Source organism: Mesorhizobium sp. LHD-90, from assembly GCF_030929505.1.
Taxonomy (GTDB): Bacteria; Pseudomonadota; Alphaproteobacteria; order Rhizobiales; family Rhizobiaceae; genus Kumtagia.
Window position 1 is genome coordinate 62,125 of sequence record NZ_JAVFVV010000025.1, and the last position, 22,796, is coordinate 84,920.

Below are 22,796 nucleotides of genomic sequence, written 5' to 3' on the forward strand. Positions count from 1 at the left end.
ACCAGGTCGTGCCGGCGTCGCCGCTGCGGATCCTCCCCTGCGAAGCGGGGGAGGGGGACCACGCGTAGCGTGGTGGAGGGGGCTTCGTCCCAGGCGCCTACGAGAAGACGTTCCGCCCAACCCTCGCGAGTTTCGCATGCCCTTCCGCGCTGACCGCCACGTAAGAATCCTCATCATCGGCGGCGGGGCGATCGGCACCTCGCTCGCCTATCATCTCGGCCGCGCCGGCGCCAAGGACGTGCTGCTGGTCGAAAAGGCGCAGCTTACCCACGGCTGCACCTGGCATGCGGCGGGCCTGGTCGGCCAGTTGCGCGGAAAACGCAACCTCACCCGGCTGATGCAGAATTCGGTCGCGGTGTTCGACCGGCTGGAGGCCGAGACCGGCCAGCATATCGCCTGGAAGAAGGTCGGGTCGCTGCGGCTTGCCGGCAGCCCGGCGCGCTGGAGCGAAATCCGCCGCTCCATGGGCCAGGCGAAAAGTTTCGGCGTCGAGTGCCACTCGCTCACCGCCGACGAGGCGGAAAGACATTTCCCCTTCATCGTCAAGGACGGCATCGAAGGCGCCGCCTTCATCCCCGGCGACGGTTACATCGACCCCTATTCGCTGACCATGGCCTATGCCAAGGGCGCCCGGCAGAACGGCGTGCGCATCGAGGAAGGCGTCTGCGTCGAAGAGATCGTCGTCGAGGGCCGCCGTGCCGTCGGCGTGTCGACAACAAGCGGCACCATCTCTTGCGACATCCTCGTCAACTGCGCCGGCCTGTGGGCGAAGCGGGTGGGCAAGATGGCCGGCGTGCCGCTGGCGGCCGGCATCGTCGAGCACCAGTATTTCCTCACCGAGAAAAAACTGACGCTCGATCCCGGCCTGACCACGCTGCGCGATCCCGACAACAATTTTTATCTCAAGCCGGACACCGGCTCCTTCGCCATCGGTGGCTGGGAGGACGGCTCGGTCGGGTTCCATCGCGGCATGCCGCCGCTGGATTTCGGCCGCGAATTGTTTGCCCCCAACATGGAGCGGCTCGAACTGTTCGCCCTGCCCGCGGCCGAGCGCCTGCCGGTGCTGAACGAGATCGGCATCCAGACCGTCATCAACGGACCGATCCCGGTCTCCTACGACGGCGAGCCGATCATGGGGCTCGCGCCCGAACTAGACAATTTCTACGTCGCCTGCGGTTTCACCGCCGGCATCGCGGCGTCGGGCGGCGCCGGACTAGCGCTCTCCAACATGATCTTGCACGGCGACGCCGGCATGGACCTTTGGCCGTTCGACGTGCGGCGATTCGGCGCCGTGCAGGCGCAGGGCCGTTATCTCGAGGAACGCGCCATCGAGGCCTACGGCGCCTATTACAAGATCCACTGGCCGGCCGAGGAGGCGCATGCCGGGCGCGGCCTGCGCCGCTCGCCGCTGCATGAGACGCTGCGCCAGGGCGGCGCGGTGTTCGGCTCGAAATTCGGCTGGGAGCGGCCGAACTGGTTCGCGCTGCCGGGCAGCGAGGCGGTGGAACTCGGCAGCTTCGAAGGCAAGCCCGGCTGGTTCGACGCGGTCGGCGCCGAGGTGCGCGCCATCCGCGAGCGGGCGGCGCTGATCGACCAGACCTCGTTCTCGAAATTCGAGATTTTTGGCAAGGGCGCGCTGGAGGCCATGCAGCGCATCGCCGCCAACGATCTCGGCGGCGCGCCGAGCAAGGCCGTTTACACCCAGCTCTGCAACGAGCGCGGCGGCATCGAGGCCGACGTCACCATCATCCATATCAGCGACGACCTGTTCTATCTCGTCACCGGCTCGGGTTTCGGCATCCGCGACGGCCATTGGGTCCGCCGCCACTTGCCGGGGGACATAGGCTTCCGGGACGTCACGAACCAATACGCCACGATCAATCTGTGCGGGCCGCTGTCGCGAAAAATCCTGCAGTCGGTCAGCGACGACGACCTTTCGAACGAGGCGCATCCTTTCCTCGCGGCGCGCTGGATCGAGGTAGGCAATGCCAGGGCGCTGGCCGTGCGCATCGGTTATGTCGGCGAGCTCGGCTACGAACTCTACGTGCCGCAGGAATTTGCCTGCCATGTCTACGAGACGCTGCTCGGCGCCAGCGAGCCGTTCGAAGTGTCCAATGTCGGCTACCGGGCGATCGATGCGGCGCGCATGGAAAAGGGCTATCTCTACTGGTCGGGCGACATCACGCCGGACTACAACCCTTACGAGGCCGGGCTCGGCTTCGCCGTGGCGCTCGACAAGGGCGACTTCATCGGCCGTGCGGCGCTGGCCAAGATCAAGGCCGAGGGCGTCAGGCGAAAGCTCTGCTCCTTCACCATCGACGGTTTTGCGCCGCTGCATGGCGGCGAGTCGATCCTGCTCGGCGGCAAGGTGGTCGGCTCGACCTCGTCCACCGGCTACGGCTACACGTTGGGCAAGACCATCGCCTTCGGCTACCTGCCGGCGGAGCTTTCCGGCGAAGGCGCCTTCACGATCGAAGCGTTCGGCAAACCCTATGCCGCGACGCGCGGGCCGCGCGTGCTCTACGATCCGAAGATGGAGAGGCTGAAGGCATGAGCGACGATCTTTCGCTCGCTCGCGCAGCGCTGCGGTCGATCCCCGCGCTGGCGGGCCATCGCGGCGAGATCGTCCGGCTCGGCGGAATGACGAACGTCGTCTTCCGCGCCGGCGACTTGTGCCTGCGCATTCCCGGCAAGGGCACGGAGGAATACATCAACCGCGCCAACGAGGCGGTCGCGGCGCGCGAGGCGGCGAAGGCCGGCGTCAGCCCCGAGATCATCCATTTCGACAAAGAAACCGGCGTGATGGCGACCCGCTTCATCGACGGCGCCGTCACCATGTCACCCGAAAAATTCAAGTCGCGCGCCGGTGCGCCGGCACGGGCCGGCGAGGCGTTCCGAAAGCTCCATGCGTCCGGCGCGGTGTTCCCGTTCCGCTTCGAACTGTTTGCGATGATCGACGACTATCTGAAAATCCTGTCGACCAAGGACGTCGTGCTGCCGGACGGCTATCACGACGTGGTGCGCGAGGCGGAAACCGTGCGCGCCGCGCTCGCCGCCCGGCCGCTGCCGCTCACGGCCTGCCATTGCGACCCGCTGTGCGAGAACTTTCTCGATACGGGTTCGCGCATGTGGATCGTCGACTGGGAATATTCCGGCATGAACGACCCGATGTGGGATCTCGGCGACCTCGCGGTCGAAGCCGGCTTCGACGAGGCGCAGGAGGAGGAAATGATTTTGGCCTATTTCGGCGGAGCGCCGTCCCTCGCCGAGCGCGGCCGCATCGTCATCTACAAGGCGATGTGCGACCTGTTGTGGACGCTCTGGGGCCTTATCCAACTCGCCAACGGCAACCCCGTGGACGATTTCCGCGCCTATGCCGACGCGCGCTTCGGCCGCTGCAAGGCGTTGATGGGCACCGCGGATTTCGGCCGGCATGTCGCTGCCGTAAGGGGGTGAAAACCATATCCTCGTTGCCAAGGGGCAGGCTTGCGCCTTGTAAGCAAGCAACAAACGGTTCACCCTACGGTGCACCGGCAATCCAAGGGAAGTCGAAAGCAGGGATACATAAGCAACGGAAGCGCAAGAAGAACATCATTTGCAGACACTCGAAGCGTGAATATCAACAGACCCTAGCGGAAGTCGAATGACAGTCCTGGTGACGGGCGGCGCCGGTTATATCGGCAGCCATATGGTGTGGAAGCTCCTGGAAGAGGACGAGGACGTCGTCGTCATCGACCGTCTGTCGACCGGCTTCGACTGGGCGATCCCCGCGGAGGTCGAGCTCGTCGTCGGCGACATCGCCGATCAGGATCTCGTCGAGCAGACCATGAAACGCCGCAAGGTCGACGCGGTCATCCATTTCGCCGGCTCGGCGGTGGTGCCGGATTCGCTCGCCGATCCGCTCGGCTACTATCTCAACAACACGGTGAAATCCCGCGCCATGATGGAGAGCGCGATCCGCGCCGGCGTGCCGCATTTCATCTTCTCCTCCACCGCCGCCGTCTATGGCGGCAACCACGAGAAGCCGGTGGTGGAGGAAACGCCGACGTTCCCGGAATCGCCCTATGGCCGCTCGAAACTGATGACCGAGGCGATGCTTGCCGACGCCGCGGCGGCGCATCCCTTCACCTATACCGCGCTGCGCTACTTCAACGTCGCGGGCGCCGATCCGAAGGGACGCACCGGCCAATCGACGCGCGGCGCCACGCACCTGATCAAGGTCGCCTGCGAGACCGCCACCGGCAAGCGGCCGTTCATGGAAGTGTTCGGCACCGACTATCCGACGCCCGACGGCACCTGCCTGCGCGACTTCATCCATGTCTGGGACCTCGTGGAAGCGCATTTGCTGGCTTTACGCAGGCTGCGGGCCGGCGGAAAAAGCCTCGTCGCCAATTGCGGCTACGGCACCGGCTATTCGGTGCTGCAGGTGATCGAGGCGGTGCGCAGCACTGTCGGGCGCGATTTCGACGTGCGCTACAGCCCGCGCCGGTCCGGCGACCTGATCGCCGTGCTCGCCAATGCCGACCGGGCGCGGCAGGAGTTCGGCTGGACGCCGAAACTCGACAATCTCGTCACCATCGTCTCCGATGCGCTCCGCTGGGAGGAGGCGTTGAAAAGACGCAATAGCTGAACGCCGCCATTTCGGCTATTGGCTGCATCGAACCGCATTCGGCTCCGCTCGCGGAGCCCGCGCCAGGAGACGACGTCCCGTGAGTATCCTCGTGACCGGCGCCGCCGGCTTCATCGGCGCGGCGACCGCCCAGGCCTTGCTAGACCGCGGCGACGAGGTGGTCGGCCTCGACAACATCAACGACTATTACGACGTGCGGCTGAAGGAGGCGCGGCTGGCACGGCTGACAGGGCGCGACGGCTTCACCTTCGTCAGGGCCGACCTCGCCGACCGGCAGGCGATGGAGGCCGTGTTCTCGGACCACCGGCCGCGGCGGGTCGCACATTTGGCGGCGCAGGCGGGCGTGCGCTACGGCCTCACCCACCCGCATGCCTACGCGCAATCCAATCTCGTTGGCTTCCTGAACGTGCTGGAGGGCTGCCGGCACGGCGGCGTCGAGCACCTGGTCTTCGCATCCTCCAGTTCGGTCTACGGCGCAAACACCAGCCTGCCCTACCGGGTCGAGGACAATGTCGACCATCCGCTCAGCCTCTACGCCGCCAGCAAGAAGGCCAACGAGCTGATGGCGCATTCCTACGCGCATCTCTACCGGCTGCCGGTCACCGGGCTGCGCTTCTTCACCGTCTACGGGCCATGGGGCCGCCCCGACATGGCGCCGTTCGCATTCACAAGAAAGATCATCAGCGGCGAGCCGATCGACGTCTACAATTTCGGCCGGCACGCCCGCGACTTCACCTACATCGACGACGTCGCCGAAGGCGTGGTGCGCACGCTCGACACGATCGCGTCGCCCGACCCGGATTGGAGCGGCGCACAACCCGATCCGGCCACGTCGCTGGCGCCCTACCGCATCTACAATATCGGCAACAGCGACCCGGTCGAGCTGATGGATTTCATCCGCTGCATCGAGGCGGTGACGGGCCGCAAGGCCCTCATGAACATGCTGCCGATGCAGCCCGGCGACGTGCCGCGCACCTTTGCCGATGTCGAGGCGCTGGCGGCCGCCACCGGGTTTCGACCGCGCACGCCGATCGACGCCGGCATCCGCCGCTTCGTCGCCTGGTACAAGGATTTTTACAACGTCGCGTAGGCCGGGCGGAGCGGATCCGGCCTTTGTCGCGCTCGACACGATCTTGTTGGCGCCAGCCGATTCGCCGGCGCCGGCAGGTGCCTGGTGGTCCGATTCTGACATTTGCATCCCGCCGATACAACCCGCTCAGGCAAATGTCAGAATCAAAGGACCACTAGCAAGTATATGATTCTAGTGGAACTTTGAATTTGACATTCGCATGTTCCGCGTGATGTCAGATGGGATGCGAATGTCAAATTCGTTCCACTAGAGATTATTTCCTGGCAAGCAGGTCGCGGATTTCGGTCAGAAGCTGCACGTCGGCCGGCGGCGGGGCAGCAGGCGCTGCGGCCTTCTGCTTCTCGAGCTTGCGGCGCATCGTGTTCACACCCTTGACCATCAGGAAGATGATCCAGGCGAGGATGAGGAAGTTGATCACCACGGTGAGGAAGTTGCCGTAGGCAAAGACCGCGCCCTGCTTTTTTGCTTCCTCCAGAGAGGCTGCAGTGACGTTCCCGGACAGCGGCAGGAAATAGTTGGAGAAATCGAAACCGCCGAAAACCGCGCCGACAATCGGCATGATTATGTCGCCAACCAGCGAATTCACGATCAGGCCGAACGCGCCGCCGATGATCACGCCGACGGCGAGATCCATGACATTGCCCTTGGAGATGAACTCCTGGAATTCCTTCAGCATAACACCCTCCATGCGTGGCCGGCTGTCCCGAATGTCGCCGATGCACGCACCATAACAAAAAAGCCCGTTTGCAAAACCCGTTATGCCGCGAGCGTCGCCATTTCTCCGCAAACCGCTCGGGTGGAGATTCGAAAAGGGGATAAGGTCTGGCCAAAAATCGTGCGCCTCCGAAAAATTCCCAAGCCCATCCAGGCGCTTGCGATTTTTTCGGGCGGGATTTTCGCCGGTTTTGTGCCCCGCGCCCCAGGCTCCGTTATCTTGATCGGCATCGCCCTCGCGGGAACACGGGTCATGAACCGGATGAGCGTGGAGGGGACGGCGCCGGGGTGGCCGCGTAACGGTGCGCGGCTTGGCATGAGCCTAAAGACCCGGGCCCCAGATCGCGACGACACGCTCCGGAACGAGTGAGCGGTATCAGCGGTCGGGCAAGAACGCCGGCGGGGCGCAAGGTTCGCGCCACGTTTTACAATTTTGAGAGGCTCGGCCTTGCGCCCCGCTTCCCACCTCCCGGAAGGGAGTTTTCCACTCAATGGCCAGGGCGGATTTCCGCAGCGTGGCGAGGACGAAGGCTGCGCGGAGGGACCGCGCCGAAAGCCGCGGTTGATTTTGCCCCGATAATGGTGATCCCATGAATGCTTGGAGGATCGCGTGCAGGGTTGGTCCGTCGTCATCATCGCCGTCGCCTATGTGACGCTGCTGTTCGCCATCGCCAGCGTCGGCGACCGCTGGGCGGCCGCCGTCGGCGCCAGCCGGCCGCGCCCCTACATCTACGCGCTCAGCCTCGCCATCTACTGCACCTCCTGGACCTTCTTCGGCTCGGTCGGGCTCGCCACCGAGCGCGGCCTCGAATTTCTGGCGATCTATATCGGTCCGGTGCTGGTCTTCCTGTTCGGCTTCCCGCTGCTCAACCGCATCGTCAAGCTCGCCAAGGCGGAGAAGATCACCTCCATCGCCGACTTCCTCGGGGCTCGCTATGGCAAGAGTTTTTCGGTCGCCTCGATCGCCACGCTCATCGCCACGGTCGGCGCCGTCCCCTACATCGCGCTGCAGCTCAAGGCGATTTCCGGCTCGGTCAGCCTGATGATCGAACACTATACGGGCGCGCCGCCCTCCTTCGACCCGTTCCTCAGTGACATCTCGCTGGTCGTCGCGCTGCTTCTGGCGCTGTTCGCGGTTCTGTTCGGCACCCGCCACGCCGACGCCACCGAGCACCAGGACGGGCTGATCCTGGCTGTCGCGGTCGAATCGGTGGTGAAGCTGGCCGCCTTCCTGGCGGTCGGCCTGTTCGTCGTCTTCATGCTGTTCGGCGGGCCCGGCGACCTCATCGGCAAGCTCTCGGAAAACGCCGCCGTCGACGCGGCGATGGGCTACCGCACGTCCCTCGGCACCTGGCTGGTGATGACGGTGATCAGCGGTTTCGCCATCGTCATGCTGCCACGCCAGTTCTACGTGATGATCGTCGAAAACCGCGGCGGCAGCGAGCTGCGGCGGGCGACCTGGATCTTCCCGCTCTACCTCGTCCTGATCAACCTGTTCGTGCTGCCGATCGCCTTCGTCGGCCTCGCCAATGTCGGCCCGGCCACCAGCAGCGACCTCTACGTGCTGTCGCTGCCGTTGCTCAGCGGCCACAACACGCTGGCGATGGTAGCCTTCATCGGCGGCCTGTCGGCGGCCACCGCCATGGTCATCGTCGAGACGGTGGCGCTGTCGATCATGATCTCCAACGACCTGATCATCCCGCTGTTCGTGCGGCGCCTGCTGAAGAACGAAGCCAGCGAATCCGGCGACTGGTCGAGCCTCATCCTCAACATCAGGCGCGGCGCGATCTTCATCATCCTGTTCGTCGCCTTCCTCTACTATCGCGAGAGCACCGGCAACGCCCGGCTGGCTTCCATCGGCCTGATGTCCTTCGCGGCGATCGCCCAGTTCGCGCCGGCCTTCATCGGCGGGCTGGTGTGGCGCCGCGCCAACGCGCGTGGCGCGGCGATGGGCATGATCGCCGGCCTGGTCGTGTGGTGCTACACGCTGCTGTTCCCGTCGCTGGCCTCGCCCGGCATGGCGATCCTGACCGAAGGACCGCTGGGCATCGAGGCGCTGAGGCCGCAGGCCCTGTTCGGCACCGTCGCCGAGCCGCTCAACCACGGGGTTCTGTGGAGCCTGTCGATCAACCTGCTGTTCTACGTGCTCGGCTCGCTGTCGCGCGCCTCGGTGCCGCTCGAACGCATCCAGGCTGCGATCTTCGTGCCGCGCGACGCCAACCCGATGCCCAGCTTGCGCCGCTTCCGCACGGCGATCACCGTCAACGACCTCAAGGACACGATCGCCAAATATCTCGGCGTCGAGCGCACCGAGCGCTCGTTCCAGGCCTTCGAGGCAAGCGGCGGCGCACCGCTCGACGGCAACGAGCAGGCCAGCATGGCGGTGGTCCGCTTCTCCGAACAACTGCTCGCCACCGCCGTCGGCTCGTCCTCGGCGCGGCTGATCCTGTCGCTCCTGTTCCAGCGTCACGACAAGTCGCCGCGCGACGCGTTTCGCCTGCTCGACGACGCTACGGAAGCGCTGCAGCACAACCGCGACCTCCTGCAGATCGCGCTCGACCAGATGGAACAAGGCATCACCGTCTTCGACCAGGATTTCCGGCTGACCTGCTGGAACCGGCAATATCGCATGCTGTTTTCCCTTCCCGACGAGATGGGCCGCGTCGGCGTGTCGCTCGACGAGATGCTGCGGCTGCTGGCCATACGCGGCGAGATCGCGACGGATGCGACCGTTTCTATCCTCAACCGCTTCACCAGCTTCGGCAGCCCCTGGCAGCTTGAACTCAAGCGCAGCGGCCGCATCGTCGAGCTCCGCTCCAATCCGATGCCGGACGGCGGCATCGTCGCCACCTATGCCGACATCACCGCGCGTGTCGCCGCGGATGTCGCGCTGAAACGGGCAAACGAGTCGCTCGAACAGCGGGTGCGCGACCGCACCGTCGAGTTGACACGCGTCAACGAGGAACTGGCGCAGGCGCAGGTGCTGGCGGAAGAAGCCAATCTCGGCAAGACGAAATTCCTGGCCGGCGCCGGCCACGACATTCTGCAGCCGCTCAACGCCGCCCGGCTTTATTGCGCCTCGCTGATCGAGCGGGCCGGCAAGGGGGCAAGCGCGCAGGCCGCGCGCAACATCGAGTCCTCGCTGGAATCCGTCGAGACCATTCTAGGCGCGGTGCTCGACATCTCGCGGCTGGACGCCGGCGCGATGAAGCCGGTCGAGACGGTGTTCCGGCTGGATGGCCTGCTGCGCCAGGTCGCTACCGACTTCCAGCCGATGGCGCGCGAAAAGCGACTGGAACTCGTGATCGTGCCGTCGTCGCTCACTGTCGAGACCGACCGCAACCTGCTGCGGCGCCTCGTCCAGAACCTGGTTTCCAACGCCATAAAATACACGCGCAGCGGCCGCGTGCTGGTCGGCGTGCGCAGGCGTGGCGAACTGGCCGAAATCCAGGTCTTCGACACCGGCATCGGCATCCCGATCAACAAGTTGAACACCGTTTTCCGCGAATTCACCCGGCTCGACGAGGGCATGCGCGAGGCGCAGGGTCTCGGCCTCGGCCTCTCCATCGTCGACCGCATCGCGCGCGTGCTCAGGCTGGAGATCCAGATCGACTCAGGCCGAGGCAAGGGCACGCGGTTCTCGGTCATCCTGCCGGTGTCGGCGGCCGCCGAACCGGAGCCCATGCCGGCGACCAGGCCGCGCCCGCCCGCGGTCGCCGCGCTCGGCGGCCTCGCGGTGCTGTGCATCGACAACGACCCGCGCATCCTCGAAGGCATGCGGCTGCTGCTCGAAGGCTGGGGCTGCCGGGTCGACACCGCAACCGGCTCCGCCGAAATTCTCCGCGATCCCGGCCGCTTCGGCGCGGTGGATCTGATCCTCGCCGACTATCATCTCGATGGCGAGACGGGGCTCGACCTCATCCGCAAGTTGCGCGGCCGCTGGGGCGAGCGCATGCCGGCGATCCTGGTCACGGCCGACCGCTCGAACGAGGTGCGCGCCGCCGCCGACGCGCTCGACGTGCCGGTGATCAACAAGCCGGTGAAGCCGGCGGCACTGCGCTCGCTGATGACAAGGGTGCGGCGGATGGCGCCGGCGGCAGAGTAGGCAAATGCCGGAAGCTGTTTTCTCAGCCGGCAGCAGTCAGCGGATCGGAGCCGATCTTGGCGAGCATGATCACCGCCTGGGTGCGGTTGTCGACGCCGAGTTTTTGCAGCACCGCCGAGACATGCGCCTTGATGGTGGCCTCCGACACGCCGAGCTCGTAGGCGATCTGCTTGTTGAGCAGCCCGCCGGCCAGCATGCCGAGCACCCGCGTCTGCTGCGGCGTCAGCGATTGCAGCTTGCGGATCAGCTCGGAGATTTCCGGGTCCTGCTCGGTGCCGAGATCGACGCCGACGGGTGCTGCGATGTCGCCGGACAGCACCGTGCTCACCGCCGCGCGGATGTCTTCCATGCTCGCCGATTTCGAGATGAAACCCGAGGCGCCGAGCTCCAGCGAGCGGCGGATCGTTTCGGGGTCGTCATGGGCGGACACGACGATGACCGGCACGGAGGCGTGGATGCCGCGCAGCGAGATCAGGCCGGACAGGCCCGACGCGCCCGGCATGGACAGGTCGAGCAGCAGCAGGTCGAGATCGTCATTGCCGGTGACCAGCGCCTTGGTCGCCTCGAAATCGCCGGCTTCGAGAATCTCGGCAACGCCGTCCAGGCCGGAAAGCGCCTGTTTCAGCGCGCCGCGAAACAGCGGATGGTCGTCCGCGATGACGAACCTGTAGCCAGCCGGCAAACGTCCCTCCCGATCCCGCCTGCCCTTGTTGTCGTTGAAACGGGATGCGTGCCGCAATTATGCGGCAGCCGGCCCGCAATTCAAGCTGCAAAGCAACGGCATGCACCGGTTAGCGCGAGGAAACTGCATTTCGCGGGAAGCCGCCCGTCAGGTCTTGTCCGGACCGGGGGAACCACCCTGGTTCATCGGCTCCTTGTCGAAATCCTGCACCGTGTCCCTGAAACTGCGCAGGAAGCGCTCCATGTAGCCGAGGCCCTTCTGGAATTCCTCTTCTGTGGGGAGCGTGGATTCCAGTTTCGAGGTCAACGAGTTCTCCAGCTTGGCGACCCGTTCGTCGATCCCCTTGAGATCGCGCTGCAACCGGTCGATCTCGTCCTGATAGGCGGTGCGCTCGTCGGCAGCGAGCTTGCATACCAGCGAGGCTCCTTCCTGCGTGCAGGTCGACATTTCGCCGGTTCGCCGATCCATGCGGACAAAGCCGTCGCCGGATTTTTCGAGCACGTAGCGGTCGTCGTCCTGGGCAAGGGCGCCGGTCGAGAGGGTCGCCGCCACAAGCGATGCAGTCATGAAAGGAAGCAGACGCATGGCGTCCTCCATCGGATTCGTGGTGGAAAACTGCCACGACTTTGTGCCGGAAATGCGAAAGCGCGGTCTTTCCCTTTCCGCCTCGGCCGGTTCAGCCTATAGCGCGGCCATGAGCACGACAATCTACAAGATCTGCCCTGAAACCTTGTGGCGAGAAGCGGAGGCGCGGGGCGTCTTCACCGGCGCGCCGGTCGATCTCGCCGACGGCTTCATCCATTTCTCAACCGCCGAGCAGATGGAGGAGACCGCCCGAAAGCATTTTGCCGGGCAGGACGATCTCCTGCTCGTCGCGATCGATGCCGACAGGCTGGGCGAGGCGCTGAAGTTCGAGGTGTCGCGCGGCGGCGCGCTGTTCCCGCATCTCTACGCCCCGCTCGGCCTCGACGCGGTCAGATGGGTGCGGCCGTTGCCGCTCGGCCCGGACGGCCACGTCTTCCCGGACCTCGACACATGACCGGCCTGTTCGACGGGGTCGGGCGGCGGCTTCTGTTCACGCTCGATCCGGAGACCGCGCACGGCCTGTCGATCAAGGCGCTGAAATGCGGCCTGCCGCCGGTGCGGCCGGCGCCGAAAGACCCACGGCTTGCCATTCGCGTCGCCGGCATCGATCTCCCGAACCCGCTCGGCATGGCCGCGGGCTACGACAAGAACGGCGAGGTTCCCGACGCCATCCTGTCGCTCGGCTTCGGTTTCGCCGAAATCGGCTCGGTCACGCCGCGCCCGCAGCCCGGCAACCCGAAACCGCGCATCTTCCGGCTGGAGCGCGACGGCGCAGTGATCAACCGGCTGGGCTTCAACAATGAAGGCCACGACGCCTGCGCGGCGCGGCTTGTCGCGCGGCACGGACGAAGCGGCATCGTCGGCGTCAACATCGGCGCCAACAAGGACAGCACCGACCGCATCGCCGACTACGAGGCGGGGGTGAAACGCTTCGCGCCGCTCGGTTCCTACCTCACCGTCAACATCTCCTCGCCCAACACGCCCGGCCTGCGCAACATGCAGGCGCGCACCGAACTGGGGGAACTGCTCGCGCGCGTCGTTTCGGCCCGCGGCGCACTGGCCGATGCCCAGCACCGCGCCCGCCCGATCTTCCTCAAGATCGCGCCGGACCTGTCCGACCCCGAGTTGGAAGACATCGCGGCGGAGGTTCTGGCGCATCCGATCGAAGGCGTGATCGTCTCGAACACGACGCTGTCGCGCGACGGGTTGGTGGAAACCGCGCAGGCGAAGGAAGCCGGTGGCCTCTCGGGAAAACCGCTGTTCGCGCGCTCGACGATCGTGCTGGCGAAAATGCGCCGGCTGCTCGGGTCGGAGATCGCCATAGTCGGCGTCGGCGGCGTCGATTCGGCCGAGACAGCGCTGGAGAAGATCCGGGCCGGGGCCGATCTGGTCCAGCTCTACACCGGCCTGATCTATGGCGGACTCGCCCTGCCCGGCCGCATCCTGCGCGATATGCTGAAAATTCTCGACCGGGACGGGATCAAGACCGTCGCGGCGCTGCGCGACACGCGGACCGGACATTGGGCGGCGCAGCCTCTTTGAGAACAGAGGCCCGCGGGACACTTCGATCCCTTGCGCCAGGCGTTTTCTTGGTAGACCGACAGCCGATTTGCGAATTGGCCGCGACACGATAGATGTCTCGCGCATGCCGCTCAACATCGTCAGCCATCCCGACTACGACGCAAATTTCCCCGCCGACCATCGTTTTCCGATGGGCAAATACCGGGCGCTGGCGAGGCGGCTGGAAGCGACTGGCCTGCTGGCGCGGTCGGCGCATGTCCTGCCGGATTTCGCTCCCGAGGCGGCACTGAAGCGGGCGCACGATCCCGTCTATGTCGACCAGGTCCTGGCCTGCCAGGTGCCGGAAAAGATCGAGCGGGAGATCGGCTTTCCGGTGAGCGAACTGGTATCGCGCCGCGCCCGCCGGTCTGCGGGCGGCACGCTGCTAGCCGCGCGGCTCGCGCTGCATCACGGCATCGCCTGCAACGCGGCGGGCGGCAGCCACCATGCCCGCCATGCGCATGGCGCCGGCTTCTGCACGCTGAACGACGTGGCGGTGGCTGCGCTCAACCTGCTCGCGGAACGGCCGCAGGCACGGATCCTGGTGGTCGACCTCGACGTCCACCAGGGCGACGGGACGGCGGACATCCTTCGCGACGAACCCCGCGCCTTCACCTTCTCCATGCATGCGGAAAGGAACTATCCGGTGCGAAAACTGGCCTCCGATCTGGATATCGCGCTGCCGGACGGCACCGGCGACGACCAATATCTCCGGCATCTGGCGGGCGCCCTGGCGCGGCTGTCCGGCACGGCGCAATGGGACATCGTCTTCTACAATGCCGGCGTCGACCCGCATGCCGACGACCGGCTCGGCCGGCTGGCGCTGTCGGACGACGGCCTGCGCGAGCGCGACCGCATGACGATCGGCCATTTCCGGGCGATGGGCGTGCCGGTCTGCGGCGTCATCGGCGGCGGTTATTCGCGTGACATCGACGCGCTCGCCGCCCGCCACTCCATTCTGTTCGAGGTCGCTTCGGAATTCGCCTGAGCGCGAGTGCCCTATCGCCGCAAGCTAAAGAGACGCAGGACGATGAAGGCCGGAATGACGATCGCGGCCCCCAGCGCCAGATAGCCGAGGAAACGGTCGACGGTAGCGAAACCCATGTTCCAGATGCGCAGGAGCGTATCACGGATCCAGTCGATCACGTCGAAGGGCGACCAGCCGAAGGCGCTCATGACCACGCCGACGAGGAAGGACACGACGAGCAGCTTCAGGAAGACCCGCAACGGGGTGTCGCCGAGAAATCTGGTCAGGCCGGACACGATTCGCCTCCTTGCGTTGCCGCCGCATAGGCGCTCGGCAAGGCGGCATCAAGGCCAAACATCGCAAGCAGGCCGGCAACGTGCGACCGTCATGAGAAAACATGAGCCGGGAAAAGGAATTCCTTTGGATCGGGACCGCCAGCGGACCCGTGTGGCGGGTCCGCTGGCGGAGGCCGATGTTCGGGTCGTCCGCTTTAGCGAAGGACGTGAACGATCTTGCGGGTGCCCGGATCGACCAGAACGGTCCGTCCATCGACCACGACATATTCGTAGCTCATGTCCGGAACATCCATCCGGTGAAGCTCGACCGTGTCGGGAACCGTCGAGCCGATGTTAAGCTCGACACCCGGCAGTTGGACCGACGCCAGCGGCTGCTTCTGGACGTATTCGCGGATCACCGTTTCCTGCTGCGGCTGGATGATCACGTCCTGCGCGGCGGCTCCGCCGATACCGGCGAGAATGGCAAGACCGGCCGTGGCACTCAAAAGGTGCATTTTCATGATTGCCTCCTTGGCATTTGCTTTGGGTGCCTTCCGGCACAGACGCCGTGGCGTCATGGCGGGCAACGGCGAGACTCCGGCTTTGTTCCAGAAAAGGGGGCCGAGGCTCGATTCGTTCGGGTTCAACACGAGCGACAGGCATTGATCCTTCGTGATCGACGGGAGTGGGAACAGGCCGCGGGCCGCGACCCTTCGCCATGGGCAGCCTTGCTTGACGCGGGAGACCCAGCCCGCCACATGTGCATACGTTTCAATACAACGAGGCACTGGTGGACGCGCTGAAAACCCTGATCGAATCCCGGCGGTTCGAACTCGCCATCACCGTGCTGATCCTAGTCAATGCGATCACGCTCGGGCTGGAAACCGCGCCGAGCATCATGGCCGCCTGGGGCGGGCTGCTGTTGGCGGTCGACCGGATCATCCTCGCCGTCTTCGTGCTGGAGCTGCTGGCGCGGGCGGTCGTCTACCGCGGCAGCTTCTTCCGCGACCCGTGGCGCATCTTCGACCTCGTCGTGGTCGGCATCGCGCTGCTGCCGGCCACCGGCAGCCTTTCGGTGTTGCGTGCGCTACGCATCCTACGCGTGCTCAGGCTGATCAGCATCGTGCCGTCGTTGAAGCGGGTGGTGACGGGTTTCATCAGTGCGCTGCCCGGCATGGGATCGATCGTTCTGCTGCTCGGCCTGGTCTTTTATGTCTTCGCGGTGATGGCAACCAAACTCTACGGCGCGCAATTTCCCGAACTGTTCGGCGACATCGGCGAGTCGCTGTTCACGCTGTTCCAGGTGATGACGCTGGAGGGCTGGTCGGACGGCGTGGTGCGGCCGGTGATGGAAATCCATCCGCTGGCCTGGCTGTTCTTTATTCCGTTCATAGTGGCGACTTCGTTCACCGTGCTCAACCTGTTCATCGGCGTCATCGTCTCGGCGATGGAGGAAGAGCATGAGGCGGAAGCCACCGCAGAGCGCAAGGCGCTGCAGAGCGACCAGGACGCGATCCTCGCCGAACTCAAGGCGCTACGGGCGGAGGTGCGGCAGTTGGCGCGGGAAAGGGGATAGTCGCGTTTCACCATCGCCACGCCGCGGATACCCGCCCGTCCAATTCGACGTTCGCTTCATGTCTCGGAGGGGCAAGTCGCGAAACGGATGCCGTCGTCAGGGATCGTCGACTGCCGCCTCGCCGATCGTATCGGCCATGCAGGCGCCACGCTCTCCCAGCGGGCGCGGCGGACCGATTGTGGAATCGCGCGCCGTCTGGTGCTCCATCTCGGCGTCGAGCTCGGCGCCGACCAGCAGGATCACGACCGAAATCCACGTCCACATCATGAAGCCGATGACCGCACCAAGCGAGCCGTAGGTGGCGTTGTAGTCGGCGAAGTGCTGGAGGTAGAGGGAAAATCCCCAGGACGCCAGCAGCCAGACGACGGTGGCCACCGCCGCGCCGGCGGTGATCCATCGCCATTTGGCGCGCTCGCGGCTCGGCCCGTAGCGGAAGATCAGGCAGATGCCCGTGCCGACCATCACCAGCAGGAGCGGCCAGCGAAGCAGGCTGACCAGCAACTCGGTCCAATGATCCAGCCTGAGCAATGCAAGCAGGGCCGGCACGACGCCGACCGAAAAGATCATGGCGATGCCGACCAGCATGGCGCCGGCGGTGAAGGCGAGCGATACGAGATTCACAATAACGAAAGATCGCTTTTCCTCTTCGCCATAGGCGACGTTCAGGCCTTCGAACAGGCTCTTGATGCCGTTGTTGGCGCTCCACAGGGCAACCGCCAAGCCGGTCACGAACCCCCAGCTCAGCGCCTGCTCGTTTTGCGAGGCGAGCGCCCTCAACTGGTTCCGGATCAATTCGTAGCCTCCGGTGGGCAGGATGCCGCCAAGAAAGGCGATATGCTCGGCGATGGTTTTCGGATCGGCCACGAAACCGTAGAGCGAGACGAAGGCGGCGAGAGCCGGGAACAGGGCGAGCAACAAATAGAAGGTGGCGCCGGCGGCGATCAGGAAGATGCGGTCCTCGAAAATCTCCGCCCAGACCCGCCAGGCGATGTCGCGCCAGCCGCGCGCGGGGATTTCCAGAGGCGTGTCGGCCGACCGCCCCCTGCCCGGCTCGGCGGCGGCGATCCGCCGTTCGCTTGCATCCTTGGTCGACGGGACGTCCGCCATGGCCGCATTCTCCCTGGATCGGCAGAACGCTTGATGACGGCGGAACGATCCGTCCAAGGCCCGTTAGCGAAAATGCTTCGACAGCTTCAGGCCCTGCGCCTGGTAGTTGGAATTGAGATCAGCCCCGTAGAGCGCCTTCGGTCGCACCAGCATGTGCTCATAGACGAGGCGGCCGACCACCTGGCCGTGTTCGAGGATGAACGGCACCTCGTGGCTGCGCACCTCCAGTACGGCGCGGCTGCCGGTGCCGCCGGCGGCGGAGTGACCGAAGCCCGGATCGAAGAAGCCGGCATAGTGGACGCGGAACTCGCCCACCAGCGGGTCGAAGGGCGTCATCTCGGCGGCATAGAGCGGCGGCACGTGCACCGCCTCGCGGCTGACGAGGATGTAGAATTCGTCGGGGTCGAGCACCAGTTCGCCGGGTTCGCCGCGCCGGTAGAGCGGCTCCCAGAAGTCGAACACATCGTGGGCGGCCCGCTTGTCGACATCGACGATGCCCGTATGGTGCTTTCCGCGATAGCCGACCAGACCATTGGTGTCGCCCATCAGGTCGATCGACAGCGCGATGCCGCTGCCGGAAATATTGGGCTCCTCGGAGGCGACCAGGATCTCGGTGTCGTGGAGCGCCTGTAGCGCGAACTCGCCGATGACGCCGTTGCCGGTGCGGAAGCGTATCTGCGAGAGCCGCGAGCCGGTGCGCGCCACGATCGGAAACGTGCGCGGGCTGACCTCCAGCCAGAGCGGCCCGGCATAACCGGCGGGGATCTTGTCGAATTCCTGCCCCCGGTCGGTCATGACGCGGGTGAAGATATCGAGCCGACCGGTGGAGCTTTTCGGGTTGGCGGAAGCGGAAACGTCGGCCGGAAGTTTCAGCCCCTCCAGCAGCGGCACGATGTAGACGCAGCCGGTCTCCAGCACCGCGCCTTTGGTGAGATCGATCTCGTGCAGCTTGAGGCGCTCCAGCTTTTCCGAAACGCGATGGCTCTTGCCCGGCAGAAAACTGGCGCGCACGCGAAAAGCCTTGTCGCCAAGGCGCAGGTCGAGGCTCGCCGGCTGGATCTGGTCGGCGTCGAGCCGGCGCGCGGCCGTCAACGCTCCGGACTGGAACAGCCCGGCGATCTGATGATCCGGAAGAATGCCTTCTTGACGCACGTACTGACCCTAACTGATCAGACCCTGCTTTAGCCAACCACATGATTGACGCAAGCGCACGACAGGTCTAAGGGAAACTTATCCCGTGGTGATTTGGCCGGTCGGCTTGCAGCCACGTTAAACAAGTCGCTAAAGGACCGTTGGGCCGCCAAGGCCGTATGGACCGGTTGCGACTTTCGCGGCCGGTTTTTTTGTTTGGGGAACTGCCCATGGCGCACGACCATCAACGCGACTGGAAGCCGGCGACGAGCCTCGTCCACGGAGGCACGCTGCGCTCCGACCATGGCGAGACTTCCGAAGCTATCTACCTCACCCAAGGCTACGTCTACGAGACGGCCGAGGCGGCGGAGGCCCGCTTCAAGGGCGAGACGCCCGGTTTCATCTATTCGCGCTACGCCAATCCCACCGTCGACATGTTCGAGAAGCGCATGTGCGCGCTGGAAGGCGCGGAGGACGCGCGAGCGACGTCGTCGGGCATGGCCGCCGTGACGGCCGCAATCCTGTGCTCACTGCGCGCCGGCGACCATATCGTGGCGGCGCGCGCGCTGTTCGGCTCCTGCCGCTGGGTGGTGGAGACGCTGGCGCCCCGCTACGGCATCGAGGCGACGCTCGTCGACGGCACCGACATCGCCAATTGGGAAAAGGCGGTGCGGCCGAACACAAAACTGTTCTTCCTGGAAAGCCCGACCAACCCGACGCTGGAGGTGATCGACATCGCCGCGGTGGCAAAGCTCGCCAACGAGATCGGCGCGCGGCTGGTGGTCGACAACGTTTTTGCCACGCCGCTGCAGCAGAAGCCGCTGCAACTCGGCGCGCATGTCGTCGTCTACTCCGCCACCAAGCATATTGACGGCCAGGGCCGCTGCCTGGGCGGCGTCATCCTCTCCGACAAGAAGTGGATCGACGAGAATCTGCACGACTATTTCCGGCATACCGGCCCCAGCCTGTCGCCGTTCAACGCCTGGACGCTGCTGAAGGGTCTTGAGACGCTGCCGCTACGCGTGCGCCAGCAGACCGAGAGCGCCGGCAGGATCGCCGATTTCCTGGCGGAGCGGCCACAGATCGCCCGCGTCATCTATCCCGGCCGCGCCGACCACCCGCAGGCTGACGTCGTCGCCAAGCAGATGAGCGGCGGCTCGACGCTGATCTGCCTCGAGCTCAAGGGCGGCAAGAAGGCGGCCTTCGCCTTCCAGAACGCGCTGAACGTGGTGCTGATCTCCAACAATCTCGGCGACGCCAAGAGCCTGATCACGCATCCTGCGACCACCACGCACAAGAACCTGACCGACGAGGCGCGCGCCGAACTGGGCATCGGCCCCGGCACGGTCAGGCTGTCGGTCGGGCTGGAGGATGCGGGCGATCTGATCGACGATATCGAACGGGCGCTGAAGGCCGCCGCCTGAGGCCGGCTTCTGCCGATGCAACGCGCAGTTGGCATCGGCGGTGGGAGCGGCTAGGCTCCATTTTGGAGCCTGCCTTTCCGACGGAGCGTCGCCTTGCGTGCCCTTCTGCCGATCCTGGTCGTCGCCTTTGCCGCGCCCGCCGCCGCCCAGACCGTCAACGCCTCGGGCGCGACGCAGCTTGGCGAGACGCTGTCGCGCTATGTCGGCAAGACCGCCTTCGACCAGGGCATCGTCAAGGTCACGGCCGACGGCGACGCCTACCGGATCGATTTCGATTTCAACTGGATCGCCGACCTGTTTCCACCGCAGCAGGCATTCAAGTATGAGGTGGAGCCTTACTGGCTGCGGGTAAAGCCGCTGGCGGACGGAACCTGGCAGGTCGACGGGCGGCTGGCGCCGGACGGCTGGATCGAAATCAGCCAGCCGCCGCTGAAGCAGCGTTTTCAGTGGAGCGTCACCGGCGGAAAGATGAGCGGCATCTACGATCCCGAGCTAAGGGCCGTCGCCACCGGGACCGCCTCGCACAAGGGCATCAAGGTGCTTACAGCCGACCCGACGGGCACGGGCGAAACGAATTACGGCGCCGGCAGCGCCACCGCGACCGCCACAAGGGCAGCGAATGGCGGCGTCGACTTCGCCTTTGCCCAGACGATGGCCGACTATTCGGACTCGCGGACCTTTCACGATCCGGACGGCAACACAAACTTCCCGATGACCCTGAAGGCCTCGTCGGTCGCGATGGATTCGAGCGGCACCGGCCTGAAATCGGCGGTCCTGCTCGACCTTCTGGCCTTCGCCGTCGCCAACGATGCTCCGGAAAAGGTCAAGGCCAACCAGGCCGAGCTGAAAGCGCTGCTCTCGGCGGCGCTGCCGCTGTGGGACCGCGTCCGCGGCAAGTACGGCTTCGCCGACCTGTCGGTGACCACGCCGTTCGGAATATTCAAGACCGGGAACGCCGGCGTTTCCTTCGCCATGGACGGCATCCGCCAGGACGGCACGCTGGACTACGGCGTCAGGATGTCGGAGGTCGAGGTCGCGTCGTTCTTCCTGCCTAGCTGGGCGCCGCCGCTGATCCCGACCGACATCGACATCAACGTCAGCGGCGCCAATCTCGATCTCGACGTGCCGGCGCGAAAAATGATCGATGCCGTCGATCTGAGCAAAGATCCGCCGGTGCCGGAGAGCGTCTCCCAGGAGATCGCGGCCGCTTTCCTGGTCGATCCGCCGAAGATCGTGTTTGGGAAAAGCGCCATCCGCAACGCCGACACCGAGATCGTCGCCGAGGGCGAGATGGTTTTTCCGGGGGGCAAGCCGGTGTTCGACATGACGTTCGAGGCGTCCGGCTACGACAAGGCAATGGCGACGCTGCAAGAGGCGGCGCCAAGCGATCCGCGGGCCGCGGAAGCACTGCCGGCGCTGGCCATGGTCAAGGGCATGGCAAAAACCTTGCCGGACGGAAGGCTGCAATGGGCCGTCAGCGTCAAGGCGGACGGCTCGGCCTTCGTCAACGGCACGATGGTGAAGCCGGCCGATGCGCCGGCGCCGCAATAGGGGCTTTGCCGCCCGGCGGCCGACATGCGCAGCCGGGCGCTCATGGAGGCCAGCATGTACAAGGCAACCACGCACCACATCGAGGTGAGCGTCGAGCCGTTCTATCTTGCGGAGCGCTCCGACCCGGCCGAGAACCGCTATGTATGGGGCTATCGCGTCACCATCGACAACCAGTCGGACGAGCACGTAAAACTATTGTCGCGCTACTGGCACATCACCGACGGCAAGGGCCATGTCGAGGAGGTGCAGGGGCCGGGCGTGGTCGGCGAGCAGCCGGAACTCGATCCCGGCGACAGCTACCAGTACATGTCGGGCTGCCCGCTGCCGACTCCGTCGGGCATCATGGTCGGCCGCTACACCATGCGCAACGCCAGGGGGGACATGTTCGACATCGACATTCCGGCGTTCTCGCTCGACCTGCCGGACGGCAGGCGCACGGTGAATTGAGAGTGGGCGGAAGGGATCATCGGCCGCCTTCGCGCCGGACGGCGCGAGACGAAGCCTCGAACGCCATCGATTTCATACACCCGAGGTCATCGACTGCACCGGCGGCTTGTCGTACAGTAACGAGCCATACTTCGCATCTTCATGCTTTCAGTCCTCAAGCCAAACGAGGGGAGAACTATGCACGCGAAGATTTCAGTCGGAATGACTATTGCGGTTCTGGCGACGACGGCAGCCTTTGCGCAGACTGCCACGAAATACGGCGAGGAAGGCGGGTGGGAGATTCTCATCAAGGACGACATGGGGCCGGGTTGCCTGGTCACCAGGTCGAACCCGGATGGCGCCACGCAGGTTCAGATGGGTATCGACACGCGCCAGGCCCCAAAGGGCTACCTGGCGATCTACACCAAGGCGGATGCCAAGGCAAAAGCCGGGGAAAAACTGTCTGTCACCTTCGAAGTCGACGGGCAGGAGTTCAGTGGGCAGGCGACCGGCCAGCAGGTCGGCGAGTATCACGGGGCTTACGTCTGGGTGAACAATCCCGAATTCATCTACGACCTTGCCAAGAAGAAGACGCTCAGGATCACGGTGCCGGGACGCGACCCGCTGGTGCTGAACCTCGCTGGCACCAACAAGGCCTTCGAGAAGCTGCGGGAGTGCCAGGCCGCCCAGTCGTAGCGGGCGGCCTGCAAGGCCCAAGAGCCTGTTTGGAAATGCGTCAGGGCGAGTCGAAAATGGCGTTCTTCGGGGTCGCGAAGCGACGAGCGGAGCGTACATGAAGTACGTGAGCACCGGGGCTCAGAAAAACGCCATTTGCAGACCGCCATCACGCATATTGGGGTCGGAACAAGATTTGCTTTCCCAGACACGCTAAGGTCGAACGAAGCACGAACATCTGTTTGTCCCCTGGATAAGATTACCAACTCGATTGCGATCGATCTTGCAGCGACCATAA

At 65.1% G+C, this 22,796-nt stretch carries 20 protein-coding genes and 1 riboswitch; of the genes, 13 read left to right on the top strand and 7 right to left on the bottom strand.

The features are described 5' to 3' along the window. Positions 1–136 precede the first annotated feature (136 nt). The 4 genes from RB623_RS26410 to RB623_RS26425 all read left to right on the top strand — a co-directional run bounded on the left by RB623_RS26410 (position 137) and on the right by RB623_RS26425 (position 5,720). A complete protein-coding gene (locus tag RB623_RS26410; protein WP_308060102.1) occupies positions 137–2,554 on the top strand; it encodes an FAD-dependent oxidoreductase in 2,418 nt (805 codons plus the stop codon). Beyond that, entirely contained in the window at positions 2,551–3,456 is a 906-nt protein-coding gene (locus RB623_RS26415; RefSeq protein WP_308060103.1) for a phosphotransferase family protein, read from the top strand. The genes RB623_RS26410 and RB623_RS26415 overlap by 4 nt, the downstream gene beginning before the upstream one ends. A 187-nt stretch (positions 3,457–3,643) precedes the next feature. Next, positions 3,644–4,630, top strand: coding sequence for a UDP-glucose 4-epimerase GalE (gene galE, locus RB623_RS26420; RefSeq protein WP_308060104.1), 987 nt, complete (start codon positions 3,644–3,646; stop codon positions 4,628–4,630). Between the two features lie 79 nt (positions 4,631–4,709). Next, positions 4,710–5,720, top strand: a complete 1,011-nt coding sequence (locus RB623_RS26425) for an NAD-dependent epimerase (protein ID WP_308060105.1) — start codon at positions 4,710–4,712, stop codon at positions 5,718–5,720. Positions 5,721–5,973: 253 nt separating this feature from the next. On the opposite strand, the gene mscL is transcribed toward RB623_RS26425, so the two are convergent. Next, positions 5,974–6,396: a large conductance mechanosensitive channel protein MscL gene (gene mscL / locus RB623_RS26430; RefSeq protein WP_308060106.1), complete on the bottom strand. Its 423-nt coding sequence runs from the start codon at positions 6,394–6,396 to the stop codon at positions 5,974–5,976. Between the two features lie 648 nt (positions 6,397–7,044). Between mscL and RB623_RS26435 the strand changes: the two genes are divergently transcribed. Then, entirely contained in the window at positions 7,045–10,539 is a 3,495-nt protein-coding gene (locus RB623_RS26435; protein WP_308060107.1) for a NahK/ErcS family hybrid sensor histidine kinase/response regulator, read from the top strand. A gap of 22 nt (positions 10,540–10,561) precedes the next feature. On the opposite strand, the gene RB623_RS26440 is transcribed toward RB623_RS26435, so the two are convergent. After that, positions 10,562–11,221, bottom strand: coding sequence for a response regulator transcription factor (locus RB623_RS26440; RefSeq protein ID WP_308060108.1), 660 nt, complete (start codon positions 11,219–11,221; stop codon positions 10,562–10,564). A gap of 147 nt (positions 11,222–11,368) precedes the next feature. Next, a complete protein-coding gene (locus tag RB623_RS26445) occupies positions 11,369–11,806 on the bottom strand; it encodes a hypothetical protein (protein WP_308060109.1) in 438 nt (145 codons plus the stop codon). 109 nt (positions 11,807–11,915) lie between these two features. Here RB623_RS26445 and RB623_RS26450 point away from each other — a divergent pair, with 109 nt between their 5' ends. From RB623_RS26450 to RB623_RS26460, 3 genes are all read left to right on the top strand, one after another. Further along, complete coding sequence (locus RB623_RS26450) at positions 11,916–12,260, top strand: DUF952 domain-containing protein (RefSeq protein ID WP_308060123.1); 345 nt, start codon at positions 11,916–11,918, stop codon at positions 12,258–12,260. Continuing rightward, a complete protein-coding gene (locus RB623_RS26455) occupies positions 12,257–13,348 on the top strand; it encodes a quinone-dependent dihydroorotate dehydrogenase (protein ID WP_308060110.1) in 1,092 nt (363 codons plus the stop codon). Before RB623_RS26450 ends, RB623_RS26455 begins: the two co-directional genes overlap by 4 nt. A gap of 103 nt (positions 13,349–13,451) precedes the next feature. Further along, entirely contained in the window at positions 13,452–14,354 is a 903-nt protein-coding gene (locus RB623_RS26460; protein ID WP_308060111.1) for a histone deacetylase, read from the top strand. Positions 14,355–14,365: 11 nt separating this feature from the next. Here the strand turns inward: RB623_RS26460 and RB623_RS26465 are convergent, their stop codons facing one another. After that, positions 14,366–14,629, bottom strand: a complete 264-nt coding sequence (locus RB623_RS26465) for a DUF6460 domain-containing protein (protein ID WP_308060112.1) — start codon at positions 14,627–14,629, stop codon at positions 14,366–14,368. A 194-nt stretch (positions 14,630–14,823) separates the two neighbouring features. Then, positions 14,824–15,129 (bottom strand): DUF1236 domain-containing protein, encoded by a 306-nt coding sequence (locus RB623_RS26470; protein WP_308060113.1) that lies wholly within the window; start codon positions 15,127–15,129, stop codon positions 14,824–14,826. 269 nt (positions 15,130–15,398) lie between these two features. Between RB623_RS26470 and RB623_RS26475 the strand changes: the two genes are divergently transcribed. Next, positions 15,399–16,184, top strand: a complete 786-nt coding sequence (locus RB623_RS26475) for an ion transporter (protein WP_308060114.1) — start codon at positions 15,399–15,401, stop codon at positions 16,182–16,184. Between the two features lie 96 nt (positions 16,185–16,280). On the opposite strand, the gene RB623_RS26480 is transcribed toward RB623_RS26475, so the two are convergent. Further along, complete coding sequence (locus RB623_RS26480; protein ID WP_308060115.1) at positions 16,281–17,291, bottom strand: YihY/virulence factor BrkB family protein; 1,011 nt, start codon at positions 17,289–17,291, stop codon at positions 16,281–16,283. 63 nt (positions 17,292–17,354) lie between these two features. Beyond that, positions 17,355–18,443 carry a 2'-deoxycytidine 5'-triphosphate deaminase gene (locus tag RB623_RS26485; protein WP_308060116.1) on the bottom strand — a complete coding sequence of 363 codons (1,089 nt, stop codon included), beginning with the start codon at positions 18,441–18,443 and terminating at the stop codon, positions 17,355–17,357. 75 nt (positions 18,444–18,518) lie between these two features. Continuing rightward, positions 18,519–18,596: riboswitch (SAM riboswitch) on the top strand. 56 nt (positions 18,597–18,652) lie between these two features. Between RB623_RS26485 and RB623_RS26490 the strand changes: the two genes are divergently transcribed. The 4 genes from RB623_RS26490 to RB623_RS26505 all read left to right on the top strand — a co-directional run bounded on the left by RB623_RS26490 (position 18,653) and on the right by RB623_RS26505 (position 22,519). Further along, the gene (locus RB623_RS26490) at positions 18,653–19,846 is read left to right on the top strand and encodes an O-succinylhomoserine sulfhydrylase (protein WP_308060117.1); all 1,194 of its coding nucleotides are present in this window, start codon (positions 18,653–18,655) and stop codon (positions 19,844–19,846) included. A 93-nt stretch (positions 19,847–19,939) separates the two neighbouring features. Then, positions 19,940–21,397: a hypothetical protein gene (locus RB623_RS26495; protein WP_308060118.1), complete on the top strand. Its 1,458-nt coding sequence runs from the start codon at positions 19,940–19,942 to the stop codon at positions 21,395–21,397. Positions 21,398–21,451: 54 nt separating this feature from the next. Beyond that, on the top strand, positions 21,452–21,844 hold the full coding sequence (apaG, locus tag RB623_RS26500) for a Co2+/Mg2+ efflux protein ApaG (RefSeq protein WP_308060119.1): 393 nt from the start codon (positions 21,452–21,454) through the stop codon (positions 21,842–21,844). A 201-nt stretch (positions 21,845–22,045) separates the two neighbouring features. After that, positions 22,046–22,519: a hypothetical protein gene (locus RB623_RS26505; protein WP_308060120.1), complete on the top strand. Its 474-nt coding sequence runs from the start codon at positions 22,046–22,048 to the stop codon at positions 22,517–22,519. The last annotated feature ends 277 nt before the right edge of the window (positions 22,520–22,796 follow it).